The organism is Pseudomonas sp. S06B 330 (assembly GCF_002845275.2).
Classification (GTDB): Bacteria; Pseudomonadota; Gammaproteobacteria; order Pseudomonadales; family Pseudomonadaceae; genus Aquipseudomonas.
Map to the genome: position 1 here is coordinate 448,297 of NZ_CP088149.1, position 17,376 is coordinate 465,672.

The following is a 17,376-nucleotide window of genomic DNA, read 5'->3' on the forward strand; positions in this document are numbered from 1 at the left end:
CGCATTATGCGCTACTTCAGGCAGTCAATCAGCGCTTGCTGCCAGTGCGGTTGGCTGACATTCCACTCGCGTTGCAGGCGGCCACAATCGAGGCGCGAGTTCAGCGGACGACGTGCAGGCGTTGGGTACTCGCTCGACGCAATCGGCAGCAACTCGGCACAAGGCAAGCCTTGGGCCTTGAGGTGTTCGCCAATGGCCTGGGCGAAACCGAACCAGGACGTCTCGCCCTGAGCGGTCAAGTGATAGGTGCCCCAAGCGCCGGCTTGGCCCGCCAGCCAGCGTTCGATCAGAGCGCGGGTACTCTGGGCAATGGTGCCCGCCCAGGTCGGTGCCCCGAACTGGTCGGCAACTATGCGCAGTTGTGGTTTTTCCTGCAGCAGGCGCTGCATGGTTAACAGAAAATTGCGCCCGTGCTGCGAGTACACCCAACTCGTGCGTAGGATCAAATGCTCACCACCAACAGCGGCAATGGCCTGTTCGCCGGCCAGTTTGCTACGCCCGTAGACGCCCAACGGGTTGGGTTGGTCGTCTTCGCTATAAGCGCCAGCCTTGCTCCCGTCGAACACGTAGTCGGTGGAGTAATGGATCAGCGGGATGCCCAGCTTGGCGGCTTCCTCGGCGAAGATGCCGGGAGCCTGGGCATTGATTGCAAAGGCCAGTTCCGGCTCGCTTTCGGCCTGATCTACCGCGGTATGGGCGGCGGCGTTGATGATCAGGTCAGGCTTGAGTGCCTGCACGTGTTCACGGATGCCTTCGGGCTTGGCCAGGTCGAGCTGATCACGACCCAGCACATGCAACTGGCCAAGGTCGCCCAAGCGCTGTTGCAGCGCTTGGGAAACCTGGCCGTGCTGGCCGCTGATGAGGATGTTCAGTCGGCGTGCGGTCATGGGAACAGATCCGCCTCTTTCAGCCATTTACCGGCCTGGTCCTTGGCGGACAGTTGCGGCGCAGCATCCAGTTGCCAGTCGATGGCCAGGTCCGGATCGTCCCAGCGAATGCAGCGTTCGGCCGCCGGGTTGTAGTAGTCGGTGGTCTTGTAGAGGAACTCGGCACTGTCACTGAGCACGACAAAACCATGGGCAAAGCCTTCCGGCACCCACAGCTGGCGATGGTTGTCGGCGGACAGCCTTACCGCAACCCATTGGCCGAAGTGTGGCGAGCTGCGCCGGATATCGACAGCCACATCCAGCACTTCACCGTGGGTGACACGCACCAGCTTGCCCTGGGTGTTTTCCAGTTGATAGTGCAGCCCGCGCAGCACACCCTTCTGCGAGCGCGAATGGTTGTCCTGGACAAAGGTCGTGGTGACGCCGGTTTTGTCTTTGAACGCCTCGGCGTTGAAGCTCTCATAGAAAAAACCGCGGCTATCACCGAACACGTTTGGTTCGATGATCAGCACGCCTGGCAGGTCGGTAGTGATGACGTTCATTGATGCTCTTCCGCCAGACCGTAGAGGTATTGTCCGTAGCCGGTCTTGCCGAAAATCCTGGCGCGTTCCAGCAATTGCGGGCGATCGATCCAGCCCTGCTGGAAGGATATTTCTTCAAGGCAGGCAACCTTCAGGCCTTGACGGTGCTCAATGGTCTGCACGTACTGCGAAGCTTCGAGCAGGCTGTCGTGGGTACCGGTATCGAGCCAGGCGAAGCCACGGCCGAAACGCTCGACGCGCAAGTCACCGCGTTGCAGGTAGGCATTGTTGACGTCGGTGATTTCCAGCTCGCCACGTGGCGACGGCTTGACGTTCTTGGCGATGTTCACCACATCGTTGTCGTAGAAGTACAGGCCGGTCACTGCATAAGGCGACTTGGGTTTGGCGGGTTTTTCTTCGATCGACAGGGCGCGACCGTCCTGATCGAAGTCGACCACACCGAAACGCTCCGGGTCTTTGACCCAGTAGCCGAACACCGTTGCGCCTGTGGGTTGCTTGATGGCGCGCAATAACTGCTCGCTGAAACCCTGGCCATGGAAAATGTTGTCGCCCAGAATCAGGCAGACCGAATCGTCTCCGATGAACTCTTCACCGATCAGGAAAGCCTGGGCCAGTCCGTCGGGAGAGGGCTGTTCGGCGTAGCTGATTTCGATGCCGAACTGGCTGCCGTCGCCCAGCAGTTGCTTGTACTGCGGCAAGTCATGAGGCGTGGAAATCAGCAAGATCTCCCGAATACCGGCCAGCATCAGCACCGAAATCGGGTAGTAGATCATCGGTTTGTCGTAGATTGGCAACAGTTGCTTGGAAACACCCAGGGTGATGGGGTGCAGGCGGGTGCCGGAGCCCCCTGCCAGAACGATACCTTTGGTCATGCAATAAGATCCTTGAAGTCACTGGCGCCCAAGCGCTGTCCTTGGTAGCTACCGTCTTGTACGCGCTGGCACCATGGCAGGTTGTCCAGGTACCACTGCACAGTCTTGCGCAGGCCGGTTTCGAATGTCTCTTCCGGGACCCAGCCCAGCTCGCGCTCAATCTTGCTGGCATCGATGGCGTAACGCTGGTCGTGGCCTGGGCGATCCTGGACGAAGGTGATCAGGTCGGCATAGTTGGCGACACCGGCGGGGCGTTCGGGCGCGAGCTCTTCAAGCAGCGCACAGATGCCACGGACTACGTCGATGTTCTTCTGCTCGTTGTGCCCGCCGATGTTGTAGGTCTCGCCGACCTTGCCTTCGGTCACAACTTTGAACAGGGCACGGGCGTGATCCTCGACGTACAACCAGTCGCGAACCTGCAGGCCGTTGCCATAGACCGGCAGCGGTTTGCCCGCCAGGGCGTTGAGAATCACCAGTGGAATCAGCTTCTCCGGGAAGTGGAACGGCCCGTAGTTGTTTGAGCAGTTGGTGATCAGTACCGGCAGGCCATAGGTACGTTGCCAGGCGCGGACCAGGTGGTCGGACGCCGCCTTACTTGCAGAGTAAGGGGAGCTTGGTGCATACGGCGTCGTTTCGGTAAACAGGTCATCGACGCCATGCAGGTCGCCATACACTTCGTCAGTGGAAATGTGATGGAAGCGAAATGCCGCACGCTCTTGCGCCGGCAGGGTCAGCCAGTAGGCGCGAGTGGCCTCTAGCAGGCTGTAGGTCCCGACGATGTTGGTCTGGATGAAATCAGACGGGCCGTCGATCGAGCGGTCGACATGCGACTCAGCCGCCAGATGCATGATGGCATGTGGCTGGAATCGTGCCAGTACAGCGCTGACAGTCGCTTGATCAGCAATATCGGCCTGAACAAACTCATAGCGGGTATTGGTCGCGATGCTGGTCAGCGACTCAAGGTTGCCGGCATACGTCAGCTTATCGAGGTTGAGCACTTCGTGTTCGGTATTGGTGATCAAGTGACGCACCAGCGCCGAACCGATAAAGCCGGCTCCGCCGGTGATGAGAATTCGCATGTCGGACTGCCTTTCTTCCATAACGGACATTGAACATTAAGCGCATAGCTTGTGGTGGGGAGCGGACTGGAGCAAGCAAAAAGCGCTGAGCAGTCGAGTTTTCCCTGAAAGCATTGAGCAGTTGAGCAAAATTTGCGCGATTTTAGCGGTTAATCTTGCTTCTCGGCAAAAGCAGTGGCGATATAAGCAACAAAAAAATGAGGTCCCGTCATGCCGCTCAGTACCTTGCTCCACCGCTCCAGCCAACCGTGCCCTGATGTCAGCGAGCAGCAAGCGCTGCGGATATTGCAGGAGCACTATGGGCTCAGTGGTTCATTGCAGCCTTTGGGTAGCCAGCAGGATCTGAACTTTCGCGTTGACAGCGCGCAAGGGCGGTATGTGCTGAAAATCTGCCATGGCGATTATAGCGCCGCTGAACTGCAAGCCCAGCATGCGGCCCTCAGTTACTTGCGCGAGCGTGAGTTGCCGGTACCCGCAGTGATTACTGCAAATTCCGGTGCACAGTTACTGGCACTGGAGGTGGAGGGCCAGGCCTTGCGCGTGCGTCTGCTTGAGTACATCGAAGGTCAGCCACTGACCCGGCTCAAGTACATGGAACCAACGCTGGTCGCTGAACTGGGCAGGCTCTGCGCACGTATCGATCAGGCCTTGGTGCAATTCAGTCACCCAGGGCTTGAGCGCACATTGCAATGGGACCCGCAGCATGCCCAAGCCCTGATCGCGCACCTGTCACCTGTGCTCAACGACGGACCGCGCAAGGCGCAACTGCTCGAAGCCACCCTTAAGGCCGAACAGCGTTTGCAACCGTTGATCGAACAATTGCCGATGCAAGCGGTGCACTTGGACATCACCGATGACAACGCCGTCTGGCAACGGGACGCACAACGGCAATGGCAACTGTGCGGCGTGATCGATTTCGGCGACTTGTTGCGCACCTGGCGTATTGCCGACCTGTCGGTGACCTGCGCGGCCTTGCTCCATCATGCCGAGGGCGATCCGCTACGCATCTTGCCAGCCGTTCAGGCCTACCATGCGCTGAATCCGCTGAGCCAAGTTGAACTCCAGGCGCTATGGCCGATGATCGTGGCGCGCGCCGCTGTGCTGGTGCTCAGCAGTGAGCAGCAACTGAGTGTCGATCCAGGCAATAACTACATTCGTGACAACCTTAGACACGAATGGGAAATCTTTGATGTTGCCACCAGCGTCCCATTCGAACTGATGGAAGCTGCGATTCTGCAAATCACCGGCTTCGACCTACCCCTGTCGCCCTTGCAGGCAAGCCCGTTGCTGCCTGGCGTGCAGGCCAACAGGGTCACGTCGGTGGATCTGGGGGTGTTGAGCAACCACTTCCATGCCGGTAACTGGGAGCAACCCGGTATCGACCAGCAGCTGTTGCGTGAGCAGGCCAGTGCACAAGGGGCCGCTTGCTCGCTCTATGCGCAGTACCGTCTGTCGCAAACCCATATCGACAATCCGCAAGAGCCGAAGACCTTTGCCTTGCACGTTGAGCTGCAGCTGCCTACGGGGACTGCGTTGCAAGCCCCCTGGCCGGGGGTTTGGCAAAACACGGCCGATGGCGAGGGGTATTTGCAAGGCGCGCAGTGCAGCCTGTGGTTGCGTGGGCTGGTCGATGCCCCCGAATCCGGGTCGCAGTTGACCAACGGTCAGTGCCTGGGGCACATCGATGGGCTGTTGAGCGTCCAGCTCTGCCGCGTTGCTGGCCTGTGCCCGCCCTCCTTTGTGGTGCCTTCGCGGGCCGTTGCCTGGCAAGCCCTATGCCCATCGCCGCAAGCCGTGCTTGGGTTCGCCTGTGACGCTGAGCCGCTGGTTGATGCACAGCAATTGCTTGAGCGTCGCGACGCCAGTTTTGCCCGCTCGCAGAAGCACTACTATGAACAGCCACCCCATATCGAACGTGGCTGGCGCAATTACCTCTACGACATGCAGGGGCGTGCGTACCTGGACATGCTCAACAATGTCGCGGTACTTGGCCATGGTCATCCGCGGATGGCCAGTGAAGCGGCTCGGCAGTGGTCCTTGCTCAACACCAACTCACGCTTTCATTACGCGGCCATTGCCGAGTTTTCCGAACGCTTGCTGGAGCTGGCGCCCGATACCATGGACCGGGTGTTCCTGGTCAACAGTGGCACCGAGGCAAACGACCTGGCCATTCGTTTGGCATGGGCCTACAGCGGTGGCCGGGACATGCTCAGCGTGCTGGAGGCCTACCACGGCTGGTCAGTGGCGACCGACGCGATTTCCACCTCGATTGCCGACAACCCCCAGGCGCTGAGCACTCGGCCTGACTGGGTGCATCCGGTGATTGCGCCGAACACCTACCGCGGTGCCTATCGCGGTGACGACAGCAGCACCGACTATCTGCGTGACGTCGATGCCAAGCTGGCAGCCGTGGCTGCCGATCAGCGGCAACTGGCCGGCTTCATTTGCGAGCCGGTGTATGGCAATGCTGGTGGCATTTCATTGCCGTCGGGTTACCTGCAACAGGCCTATGCCAAGGTACGTGCCGCCGGTGGCGTGTGCATCGCCGATGAAGTACAGGTCGGCTATGGCCGGCTTGGTGAGTATTTCTGGGGCTTTGAACAACAAGGCGTGGTGCCGGACATCATCACCATGGCCAAGGGTATGGGCAATGGCCAGCCGCTGGGGGCGGTGATCACCCGTCGGGAGATAGCCGAAGCGCTGGAAGCTGAGGGCTACTTTTTCTCATCTGCCGGCGGCAGCCCGGTCAGTTGCCGGATCGGCATTGCCGTGCTGGATGTCATGGGCGAGGAAGGTTTGTGGGACAACGCCCGAGATGTGGGCAGGTACTTCAAGGCGCGCCTGCAAGGTTTAGTCGATAAACATCCGCTAGCGGGTGCCGTCCATGGTTCGGGCTTCTACTTGGGCCTGGAGCTGGTCCGCGACCGCACCAGCCTGGAGCCGGCCAGCGAAGAAACCACCACCTTATGTAACCGTCTGCGTGACCTGGGAATTTTCATGCAGCCAACTGGCGATTACTTGAACATCCTCAAGATCAAGCCGCCGATGTGCACCACTCGGGAGAGCGTGGACTTCTTCGTAGACAGCATCGACAGGGTGCTCTCAGAAGCCCTCTAGCTCGCGAGCTGAAAGCCGGTTAACTCGATTGTTATCGGGTTAACCGGCTTTTTTGTGCCTGTTATTTTTATATCTCAGCTTTCAAAGCCGATATTTATCGGATATAAAGTCGTCCGTCCACCCCTGCAATCTGTTTTCGGTCGTCTGCACGGTCAGCCGGCCCAGTCATCCTTCGAGGAGGTTTTCATGAGCCGCACCGTTACTGTCGCCGCCACCCAGATGGCGTGTTCCTGGGATCGTCAGGACAATCTGGCCACTGCCGAAAAGCTGGTCCGCGAAGCGGCAGCAAAAGGCGCGCAGATCATCCTGATTCAGGAGCTGTTCGAAACCCCGTACTTCTGCCAGAAGCCGAATCCGGATTACCTGCAACTGGCCACGCCGGTTGAAACCAACGCCGCAATCGCCCACTTCCAGAAGCTCGCCAAAGAGCTGCAGGTGGTGCTGCCGATCAGCTTCTTCGAACTGGCCGGTCGTGCGCGTTTCAACAGCATCGCGATCATTGATGCCGATGGCAGCAACCTGGGCTTGTACCGCAAGACCCACATCCCGGATGGCCCTGGCTACCACGAAAAGTATTATTTCAATCCGGGCGATACCGGTTTTAAGGTCTGGCAGACCCGTTACGCCAAGATCGGCGTAGGCATCTGCTGGGACCAGTGGTTCCCGGAGTGCGCGCGTAGCATGGCGCTGCTCGGTGCCGAAGTGCTGTTCTACCCGACAGCCATTGGCAGCGAGCCGCACGACAAGACCATCTCCTCGCGAGATCACTGGCAGCGTGTGCAGCAGGGCCATGCGGGCGCCAACCTGATGCCGCTGATCGCCAGCAACCGCATCGGTACCGAAGAACAGGACGGCTACGACATCACCTTCTACGGCTCGTCGTTCATCGCCAACCAGTTTGGTGAGAAAGTCCAAGCGCTCAACGAGACCGAAGAGGGCGTGCTGGTGCATACTTTCGACCTCGACAAACTGGAGCACATCCGCAGCGCCTGGGGCACTTTCCGTGACCGTCGTCCAAACCTGTACGGCCCGGTGAAAACCCTCGACGGCGCGCTGGAATCCTGATCATTCAATGACCTCGACGTGGGTTACCAGGCCTGCGTCGAATACTGCAAAGGTTTACTCATGAAGACCCTGACCAGCACCCCACGCGCCGACGGCTTTTACATGCCAGCCGAATGGGCACCGCAAACCCAGGTATGGATGGTCTGGCCTGAGCGTCCAGACAACTGGCGCCTGGGCGGCAAACCAGTACAAGCTGCACACGTGGCGCTGGCCCAGGCCATCGCCCGTTTTCAGCCGGTGACCGTAGCCGTCTCGGCCGGCCAGTACGACAACGTCCGCGCCCGTCTGGATGCCCCGAACATTCGCGTGGTGGAAATCAGCAACGACGACGCTTGGGTGCGTGATACCGGTCCGACCTTTGTCATCAACAACAGCGGTGAAGTGCGCGGAGTTGACTGGGGCTTCAACGCCTGGGGTGGCTTCGAGGGCGGGCTGTACTCGCCCTGGAACCGTGACGAGCAAGTGGCCAGCAAGGTCCTCGAGATGGAACGCTGCCAGCGTTATCACACCGAGGGCTTTGTGCTCGAAGGTGGCTCTATTCACGTCGATGGTGAAGGCACCCTGATCACCACCGAAGAATGCTTGCTCAACCACAACCGCAATCCTCACCTCAACCGTGAGCAGATCGAAGCCATCCTGCGCGATCACTTGGCGGTAGACGCCATCATCTGGCTGCCCGATGGCCTGTACAACGACGAGACCGATGGTCACGTCGACAACTTCTGTTGTTACGTGCGCCCAGGTGAAGTGTTACTGGCCTGGACAGATGATCCACAAGACCCCAACTACGCGCGCTGCCACGCCGCACTTGAGGTCTTGCAGAACAGCCGTGACGCCAAAGGTCGCACCTTTACCGTGCACAAGATGCCGATTCCGGGTCCGTTGTTTGCCACTGAAGAAGAGTGTGCCGGCGTCGATCCGGTGGCCGGTAGCCAGGAGCGAAACCCATCCGTGCGCTTGGCCGGTTCCTACGTCAACTTCCTGATCGTCAATGGCGGCATCATTGCCCCGAGCTTCGACGATCCGGCAGATGCCGAGGCTAGAGCGATTCTCGCTCGGGTTTTCCCGGACCACGAAGTGGTGATGATCCCCGGTCGCGAAATGCTGTTGGGTGGGGGCAACATCCACTGCCTGACCCAGCAACAACCGGCACCGTTCAAAGGCTGAGTTTGCGCCCATAAAAAAACCCGTCTTCGGACGGGTTTTTTTATGGGCGGCGACAATCGGCGCTGCTATCTGGCACACCTCTTGTATTTGTTTTGCATTGTATTTCAAGCAGATAGGACAGCATTGTTCTGTCACAAAGTTTGAGTAGGTTAGCCACTCACGGCCCAGGGAGTACGTGTCGAAATGAATGCAGTAAGTGAGTCGGCTTCGTCCGTACTGAATGGCGCGGCCCTGCGAAGGGTGGCGCAGTGGTTGAAAAGTAATGGAGCCATCCGGGGCAGGAAGTCCGATCACCGCCGCTCGTTGCTGGAGCGCTATCCGCGAGGGTTGATTACAGAAGCAGAGCTTGAAGCCCTGCTGGGTGAGTGAATCGCAACCCTGCTGGATCTGTCGTAGCCGCTGCCGCCAGGCTGCGATCGGCCGCCAAGCGGCCGTAGTTACCCATCACCGAGTTGGTTGGGTTGCGACTGCTACGCAGTCGATCACAGCCTGCGGCAGCGGCTACCGTTCTAGCATCAGAAGCTATAGGTGCCGGTAACTACCAGGCTGCGTGGATCACCGAACTGGATCTGCGCGGCACTGGTGGCCGAGCTGTAGTAGGTCTTGTCGGTAATGTTGGTCAACGCCGCACGCAGGTCCCAGTCCTTGGTACGGAAACCGGCCAAGGCATCCCAACTACCATAGCCAGGCAGTACTGCAGTGTTCTGGTTGTCGGCATAACGTTCACCGACCAGGGTCAGACCGGTCTCGCCATACCAGCCCATCTCGGGTTTCCAGGTCACGAACACGCTGCCATTGCGTTTGGCGACGTTGCTCACCCGATTGCCTTCCTGGTTGTTGTTGTCTTCGACGATGGTTGCATCCTGAATGCCGATGCCGCCCCGGACGTACCAGTTGCCGACGATGTTGCCGGTGGCGGTCAGTTCCACCCCGCGCGAACGCTGCAGGCCGGTCAGCAAGGTAACGCCAGGATCGTTCGGGTCGCTGGTGCGGCGGTTGTAGAGCTCAAGTTCGTAGATCGCCAAGGTAGTGCTCAGGCGTTCGTCGAGCCAGTCGCTCTTGACCCCGATTTCCTTCTGCCGGGTTTCTTCAGGGCTGGTTTCATTGCTGTTGCCAGGTGCACCCGGGGTAATGCCGATCAGACCGCCACCCACTGGGGAGAAGGTTTTGCTCCAGGAGGCGTAGAAGGAGTGTTCTTTCCATGGCGAATAGACCACGCCCAGGCGAGGGCTGGTGCTGGTGCTGTCCTGCTTCTCGGAAATATTCTTGAGCTTGTTGGTGGTTTCGACTTCGAACTGGTCGAAGCGTACCCCTGCCAGTATTTGCCACTGATCGTTCAGGCGCAGTTGGTCCTGGATGTACAGGCCACGGCTATCGACCACGGTGTGGTTGTTGCTCGAAGGCACCATCAGGCCATTGTATTGCGCGTCGCTGTCGGGATTGTCTAGGTCTACGCTCGGCACTTCTGTCGCTGATTTGTAGAGCAACGGATCGCGCCGCTGATTACCGACCTCCAGGCCGGTCAACAAGGTGTGCTGCAGGCCGAAGGTGTCGAAGTTGCCTTCCAGTTCTAGGTTATTGAACAGGTTGCGGGTATTGAGGTCTTGCTGCCAGCGCTGGCGAGTGACCTGATTGGTGCTGGCCTTGTAGCCGTTCTGGTAGGTGTTGTCGAAGTCGCTGTTGAGCTTGAACAGGCCAAGGGTGTGACGCACCTGCCAGTTTTCACTGAGTTGGTAGTTCAGACGTGAGCGCAGCGATTGTGCCTTGTCGTCGATGAAGTCGCGTTGGGTATCGCCATACGTAGTGTCACGGTCAACATCGGCCGGGCGACCATTGACGCTCGGAATGCCACGATCAGGCGTGCGGTTGTAACGGCTGTATTCGTATTGCACCAGCCAGTTGAGTTCCGGAGTCAGTTGCCAGCTCATGGATGGGGCGAACAGCTGGCGGCTGCCGTCGATGCCGTGGCGGAAGCTGTTGTTGTCCTGGTTGCCCAGGTTCAGGCGCAGGCTGATGTTATCCGACGGATCGGCGCTGAGGTCGGCGTACAGGCTGCGCAGGTCTTCGCTGCCCCCTTGAGCTTCAATACTTGAGCGTCGGCCGGCTTCTGGCAGTTTGCTCACGCGGTTGACGATCCCGCCTTGACTGCCGCGCCCGTACAACACGGCAGCCGGGCCTTTGAGTACCTCGATACGTTCGATGTTGTGCAAGTCGCGCACGTACTGACTGTCGTCGCGGATGCCGTCCAGGTAGAAGTCATTGCTGGCGTCGAAGCCACGGATACGCACGCTGTCGAAGCGGGTATCGGCGCCGTTGCTGACGTTGGGAATGCCGTTCAGCGCCTTGCCCAGGTCGTTAGTGCCGTAGTCCATTACGTTGCTGGTCTTCACCGCGTCGATAGCCTGGGGAACATAACGGGCAGGTGTTGAGGTGCGGGTGGCGGTGCTGACTTCCTTGACTCGCGGATCATCTTGGTCGGGATCACTTTCGGCGGTAACCGAAAGCTCAGGCAGGGTAGTACTGGCGGCCATCGCCATGGCGGAACCGAGAAACAGGGAGACACCCAAGGTCAGGGGTGACAGGCGGCAGGGGGCAGGCATTAAGAGCATCCGAAGGGGAGAGCGAGTTAGACGAAAGAGGTATTGAAATTCGGCGCGAATGATAATGCTTGCTATTTACTTATGTTAATCGTTTCTCGACTGCGCCCGCGTGTTTATGTATCTAATTGTTTCGCAGGGTTATTTTTCACGAATTTTTGACACGCTGATCCGCACGCGGATAGGATTCGGTCAACGCCTGTAGGCCCATGAGCCAAGAGTCCAGAATAAAAGGCCCGCTGCGATCACTCGCATGCGGGCTTTTTATTTTCTGACCCGCGAGCGTCAACCCACGCAGGGGGCGTGGTTTCTGGCGTAGGTCGCAGAGCGTATTTGACTCGTAATAAGGAAAATAAAATGTTGAAAACCAGGATCAGCTTGATCGCGCTGGGGCTTATGGCGGCGACTCAAGCTTCGGCCAATGATCAGGCCAGCGCTAACGGCTTCGTCGAAGACAGCACTGCCAGCGTTCTGCTGCGCAACGCATTCATCAACCGTGACAAGAAACACGGCACCAAAGATCAGAGCGAGTGGGGCCAGGCCTTCATCGGCAAGTTCTCCTCCGGTTTCACCCAGGGCACCGTCGGTGTCGGTGTGGATGCTTTCGGACTGTACGCTGTGCGTCTGGACGGTGGTAAAGGTCGCAACGGTGGCGCCGGTATCGACTTCTTCAAACCGGCCGATGGCGACTCAGCGACCAACCAGCAGAATTCCCCGCATAACCTTGCTCGTGGCGGCGCCGCGGTCAAATTCCGTGTCTCCAATACAGTACTGAAGTACGGCGACCAAATGCCGGAGCTGCCAGTGCTGCAGTACGACGACGGTCGCCTGTTGCCTGAGAGTTACACCGGTACCCTGATCACCTCTAAAGAGATCAAGGGCCTGGAGCTGAACGCCGGTCGCTTCACCCAGGAAGCGCGCAAGAGTGCTGAAGGTCGTGACAGCGGTGGCCTGAAGTCGATCAACGTGCTCGGCGGTAGCTACAAGTTCACCGAAAACTTGTCGGCTTCGGTATACGGCTCCGATGTTGAAGACGTACTGAAGAAGTACTACCTGGGCGTGAACTACGTTCACCCGATCTCGGACGACCAGTCCCTGACCTTGGATTTCAACGGCTACAAGTCTGATATCGACAAGAAGTACGTCGCTGCCGCAGATCTGACCGGCGACTCCAACACCATCTGGAGCCTGGCGGCTACTTATGCCTTCGGCCCACACTCGATCACCCTTGCTCACCAGCGCAGTACTGGCGACACCGGTTATCAATACGGCTTCTACCAGAACGCCGGTGGCGTGGGTGACGGTGGTTCGACCATCTACCTGGCCAACTCCTACTGGTCCGACTTCAACGCTGAAGACGAGCGTTCCTGGCAGATCGGCTATGGCCTGGACTTCGGCGCCTTCGGCGTGCCGGGCCTGACCTACAAAGTAGCCTACGTGCGTGGTGACAACATCAACACCCACGGCTTCGGTGAAGGTAAAGAGCGCGAAATCTTCAACCAGTTCAAGTATGTGGTTCAGGAAGGTCCAGCTAAGGACCTATCCGTCAAACTGCGTAGTTCGTTCCTGCGTACTTCCGAAAGCGTTCGCCTGAACGGCTACAACGACGACGGTAACGAAGTTCGTGTGTTCGTTGAGTACCCAGTCAACCTGTTCTGATAGTTGTCTGGCGTCTCCAGCAACCCCGGCTCAGGCCGGGGTTGTTTGTTTTCGACGTACAGCGGGCGAGTTCGCCAGCACCTCGCCAGTCTCCGGCTCAAAGCTGTCACTTCGAGCCATCCGCCACATCCGCGCGTAGAACTCACTGTTGATCGAGCCGCTGAGCAACTCACCGGGCTTGAGGAACACGTGCAGCTGGGAAAACTGACGAATCTCGCTGGTGCTGATACGCCGCACCAGGTGTTTGGGCTTGAGCTGTGAGGGATGTTCAAGCCCGGCGGCCGCGAGCATCTCGGCCAGGGCATGCAGGGTATTGCGGTGGAAGCTGTAGACCCGCTCGGCTTTATCCGGCACCACCAGTGCACGTTGTCGCAGCGGGTCTTGAGTCGCCACGCCGGTAGGGCACTTGTTGGTATGACAACTCTGCGACTGAATGCAGCCGATGGCGAACATGAAGCCGCGCGCCGAGTTGACCCAGTCGGCGCCGATGGCCAGCACGCTGGCGATGTCGAAGGCGCTGACGATCTTGCCGCCTGCACCGATGCGTACCTTGTCGCGCAGGTTCAGGCCGACCAGGGTGTTGTGCACGAACATCAGGCCTTCACGCATGGGCACGCCAATGTTGTCGCTGAACTCGCGCGGCGCAGCGCCGGTGCCACCTTCCTTGCCGTCGACGACGATAAAATCCGGGACGATATCGGTTGCCAGCATCGCCTTGGCAATACCCATGAACTCCCATGGGTGGCCCAGGCAGAACTTGAAACCCACAGGCTTGCCGCCAGACAGCTCACGCAATTGTGCGATGAACTGCAACAACTCGACAGGGGTGCGAAAGGCACTGTGCGCTGCAGGTGAGATGCAATCTTCACCGACCATCACGCCACGCGTGGTCGCGATTTCAGCGCTGACCTTGTGCCCGGGCAAAATCCCACCATGCCCGGGTTTTGCGCCCTGGCTGAGCTTGATTTCGATCATCTTCACCTGTGGATCGCGCGCTTGATCGGCAAAGCGTTCGGGATCAAAGCGGCCAGCGGCAGTGCGGCAACCGAAGTAACCACTGCCAATTTCCCAGATCAGGTCGCCGCCATGTTCACGGTGATACGGGCTGATGCTGCCTTCACCGGTGTCATGGGCAAAGCGCCCCTGTTTCGCCCCTTGGTTGAGTGCAGCAATGGCGTTGGCGCTGAGGGCGCCGAAGCTCATGGCCGAAATGTTGAAGATCGAGGCTGAGTAAGGCTGGCGACACTGCGGGCCACCGATGGCGATGCGAAACGAGGCGGGGTCGGGCGTGTCGGCCGGCAGCATTGAATGGCTGATGAACTCAAAGCCTGGTCGATAAACATCGTTGAGCGTACCAAAGGCCTTCTCGGCGCTTTCATTCTTGGCCCGGGCATACACCAGTGAGCGTTGGGCACGGGAGAAGGGCAGTTTGTCGTCATCACCTTCGAGCAGGTACTGACGGATTTCCGGGCGGATGGTTTCGATCAGGTAACGGATATTGCCCAGGATCGGGTAGTTGCGCCGAACCGCGTGGTGGCTTTGTCGCAGATCGTTAAGGCCAACCAGGCTAAGTACCGCGCAGATCAGGCTGAAGGGCCAGAGCCAAGCATGGGTCGCAAGGTAGGGCAGGCTGATACAAGTGAAGAGCAGGCAGCCGGCCAGAACGGCGTAGCGGCTGGGAAGCGAAGCTTTCATGAATCTTCCACTGATATGAGAGATCCTGCCAAGGATAGGGCAAGCGTGCCGGTGGAAAACCCGTGAAATCGGTAAAAGACTTTTATCCCCCAGGTGCTTGACCCGGTTGGCGTGGCGATAGTTTGTTGTTGACTGAACTCAACTCCAGCATGTGCATAACTGCCGTCACCCGTCGTCGTGCTACAAGGCAACTTCAGTTTTTTGCGAGTGAAGCCTTGTGACTTCCGCTACCCATACTGAACCGGCTAATCGTGGTTTCGGCCTGCTGTGCCTGGCCAGCTATCTGCTGTCGTTGTCTTATGGCTCGACCTTTCTTTTGTCTTTGCTGGTCAGTACCCGCGCAGGCAACGAGCAGGATGCCGGGCAGATCATCTCCCTGGCGATGCTTAGCACTGTTGTCGCTGTACTCGGCAGTGGCCATCTGGCTGATCGCTCGGGATCGGCGCGAGCCATCGCGTTCTCAGCGGTATGCCTGGTGGTTACCTGTCTAGGTTTTGCCCTGATGCCGGGCATCGGTTTCGGCCTGATGCTCTGTGGTCTGACCCTTGGCCTTGGCTGGGGCTCGTTCTATACCCTCGGGCCGATCCTGGTCGCTGAGCGAGTAGAGCCCTCACGCCGCACTCACTGCTTCGCCCTGCTGTCGGGCAGCATGATGAGTGGTATCGGCTCGGGACCGCTGGCGGGCAAGCTCGCCAGTGTGTTCGCCATGCCGGTGCAAACGGCATTCTATGCGGCGGCCCTGGCGGCATTCATCGGTTTGCTGATCTTCAATCATCTGGCACGTCAGCCTCGCCACGCGTGCAACCCCGTCGGTATCAGCCGCCGGGCCAGTGCACAGGTGCTGGGCTCGGCGGCGCGCTGGCCGATTCTCATGGTTGGCCTGGGCGGGGCAATTTTCGGTGGTTTGGGCAGCTTTCAAACCTCCTACGCCGCGGCGCGAGGTCTGGACTATTCGCTGTTTTTCATCGGTTTCATGAGCGCCGCAATTGGCTGTCGCTTGTTGATTGCCGGCTGGGTGGTCAAGCGCGATGCCTATCGTGCGTCCTGCCTGCTCTCGGGCTTTATCGTCCTGGCGGTCGTGGCATTGGGCTGGTGGGTGCAGGGCAACCTCAGTTACCTGCTGGCTGCGGCATTGTTGGGCGTCGGCTATGGCCTGAACTACTCGGTGATCAACGGCCTGGCGGCTAATCAGGCGCCGACCGGCTACACCCCGCAAGCCCTGCTGTTGTTCAGCCTGGCGTACTTTCTCGGGGTGTTCGGCTTTCCGTGGCTGGCGGGCAATCTGATTGTCAGTGGCGGCACCGAAGCCATGATGTTCAGCCTGCTAGCGGTAGCCCTGATCAACTGGGCTGTCAGCATTGGTCGTCTGTACGGACGCCGACGTACTGCTACGCTGTCGGCGCTGGGCTGAACTCTCAAGGTCCAGGGGCGATGGCGAATTTCAGTTGATTGGCCTCGAGGTAAACGACGGCCTCGTGGCCCAAGGCGTCGGCCGGAAACGCGGCAACCGCTTCATGCTCAGGGACGATCTTCTCCAGCGTCTTGTTCTCCAGATCAACCCGCCAGACACAGGCGAAGTCGCCGTTGTTATCGAAGTACAACACCGGCCGGGTTGGACTCCAGATCGGGTTCATCAGGCTCCAGCCCTTGTCATCTGAGCTCATCACCCGATCGTAGACGTTGTCGTCCTGCAGGAAGGGGTAAATCAACAGCAGCCCAGTGTTATCGACGTTCAGGTCACTGGCAATGATGGCTTTGGAAAAGCGTTTGCTGCTGGATTCAGTGGCGTAGAGCTGTGTCGACGGTTGCGGCACAGTCCTGGAACCCAAGGTATAGGCCATGCTTTGCTCGGCCTCGCCACGCATGCGTTGGCGATAGTAGAACACCCCGTCAATGATGCCAGCGTACCGTTCGCCTTGATCGTTGGCGCCGGTCCGGCCCCAACCGCTGAAGCGAATGTCGCGGGCAATGGGATGGAGCCCTGGGCGCGCATCGGAATACTCGTAGAGCGAGCCGAAGTAGCGACGCTCATAGACACTGCTAGGGCTGCTGACCGTGAGGTCTGCCTGTTCGCCGACAAAAATTACCACATTCAGCACGCCGTCCACGGTCGTCACATCGACCACCCGAGCATAGGCGTTGGTCTTGATCTCGGGGATTGTTGCCAGGGCAAAGCGTTGCCACGGTGCGTCCTCAATTCTCCTGTAGGGCTCTTGGCCAGGCGTAGGGGTCAGTGGCGGCGCCGCAACGCGTGGGCGCTCCGGTGGCGGCGTCAGCCGTGCTATCTGCTGGTCGTAAGCGGACTCAATACACGCTGTCGAGTCGCAATGATTGCGTACATCGCGCAGCCATTGCCGCTGCAGCTCACGGTAAATTTTCTGGTGCTTGAGCGGCAGGTAAAGTTCGCTGAGCTGCTCGTCCTTGGTCGACAGTGTTGGTGTGTTGCAGATGGCTGTTTCCACCAGCGTGCCGGCCTTACTGCAATCGAAGCTGGCGGCGAAGGTTGTGTGGCCGGGCAGACAGGCGGCGAGCAGGGCGATAGGTAGCAGGCGCGTGAAGGCTTTCATCAGACATCCATGTGCACAAGAACGGGGGCTGGATGATAAGGCAGTGCTGGCCATAACCGCAAAAGCACAAGCTGACGAGCGTCATGGTTATCCGCAAAACTATTGATCCTGGTTAATTTTTGCACAGTT

Annotated in this window: 12 protein-coding genes; 5 read left to right on the forward strand and 7 right to left on the reverse strand. The window is 59.0% G+C overall.

The window, feature by feature from the left end; translation table 11 throughout:
• Positions 1–11: 11 nt before the first annotated feature.
• The 4 genes from rfbD to rfbB are packed head-to-tail and all read right to left on the reverse strand — an operon-like array spanning position 12 to position 3,380.
• Positions 12–872, reverse strand: a complete 861-nt coding sequence (gene rfbD / locus CX511_RS02095; protein ID WP_045181273.1) for a dTDP-4-dehydrorhamnose reductase — start codon at positions 870–872, stop codon at positions 12–14.
• An 11-nt stretch (positions 873–883) separates the two neighbouring features.
• Positions 884–1,429: a dTDP-4-dehydrorhamnose 3,5-epimerase gene (gene rfbC / locus CX511_RS02100; RefSeq protein WP_045180889.1), complete on the reverse strand. Its 546-nt coding sequence runs from the start codon at positions 1,427–1,429 to the stop codon at positions 884–886.
• Positions 1,426–2,301, reverse strand: a complete 876-nt coding sequence (gene rfbA, locus CX511_RS02105; protein WP_101293084.1) for a glucose-1-phosphate thymidylyltransferase RfbA — start codon at positions 2,299–2,301, stop codon at positions 1,426–1,428. Before rfbA ends, rfbC begins: the two co-directional genes overlap by 4 nt.
• A complete protein-coding gene (rfbB, locus tag CX511_RS02110; RefSeq protein WP_101293083.1) occupies positions 2,298–3,380 on the reverse strand; it encodes a dTDP-glucose 4,6-dehydratase in 1,083 nt (360 codons plus the stop codon). Before rfbB ends, rfbA begins: the two co-directional genes overlap by 4 nt.
• A 210-nt stretch (positions 3,381–3,590) precedes the next feature.
• Between rfbB and CX511_RS02115 the strand changes: the two genes are divergently transcribed.
• From CX511_RS02115 to aguA, 3 genes are all read left to right on the forward strand, one after another.
• Positions 3,591–6,497 (forward strand): aminotransferase, encoded by a 2,907-nt coding sequence (locus CX511_RS02115; RefSeq protein WP_101293082.1) that lies wholly within the window; start codon positions 3,591–3,593, stop codon positions 6,495–6,497.
• A gap of 186 nt (positions 6,498–6,683) precedes the next feature.
• Positions 6,684–7,562 (forward strand): N-carbamoylputrescine amidase, encoded by an 879-nt coding sequence (gene aguB, locus CX511_RS02120; protein WP_101293081.1) that lies wholly within the window; start codon positions 6,684–6,686, stop codon positions 7,560–7,562.
• A 60-nt stretch (positions 7,563–7,622) separates the two neighbouring features.
• Positions 7,623–8,729, forward strand: a complete 1,107-nt coding sequence (aguA, locus tag CX511_RS02125; protein WP_101293115.1) for an agmatine deiminase — start codon at positions 7,623–7,625, stop codon at positions 8,727–8,729.
• A 515-nt stretch (positions 8,730–9,244) separates the two neighbouring features.
• On the opposite strand, the gene CX511_RS02135 is transcribed toward aguA, so the two are convergent.
• A complete protein-coding gene (locus CX511_RS02135; protein WP_101293080.1) occupies positions 9,245–11,329 on the reverse strand; it encodes a TonB-dependent receptor in 2,085 nt (694 codons plus the stop codon).
• 354 nt (positions 11,330–11,683) lie between these two features.
• Here CX511_RS02135 and CX511_RS02140 point away from each other — a divergent pair, with 354 nt between their 5' ends.
• Positions 11,684–12,985, forward strand: a complete 1,302-nt coding sequence (locus tag CX511_RS02140; protein WP_045180869.1) for an OprD family porin — start codon at positions 11,684–11,686, stop codon at positions 12,983–12,985.
• A gap of 30 nt (positions 12,986–13,015) precedes the next feature.
• On the opposite strand, the gene CX511_RS02145 is transcribed toward CX511_RS02140, so the two are convergent.
• The gene (locus tag CX511_RS02145) at positions 13,016–14,680 is read right to left on the reverse strand and encodes an FMN-binding glutamate synthase family protein (protein WP_101293079.1); all 1,665 of its coding nucleotides are present in this window, start codon (positions 14,678–14,680) and stop codon (positions 13,016–13,018) included.
• 217 nt (positions 14,681–14,897) lie between these two features.
• Here CX511_RS02145 and CX511_RS02150 point away from each other — a divergent pair, with 217 nt between their 5' ends.
• Positions 14,898–16,091: an MFS transporter gene (locus CX511_RS02150; protein ID WP_101293078.1), complete on the forward strand. Its 1,194-nt coding sequence runs from the start codon at positions 14,898–14,900 to the stop codon at positions 16,089–16,091.
• A 4-nt stretch (positions 16,092–16,095) separates the two neighbouring features.
• On the opposite strand, the gene CX511_RS02155 is transcribed toward CX511_RS02150, so the two are convergent.
• On the reverse strand, positions 16,096–17,247 hold the full coding sequence (locus tag CX511_RS02155) for a lysozyme inhibitor LprI family protein (protein ID WP_101293077.1): 1,152 nt from the start codon (positions 17,245–17,247) through the stop codon (positions 16,096–16,098).
• Positions 17,248–17,376 lie beyond the last annotated feature (129 nt).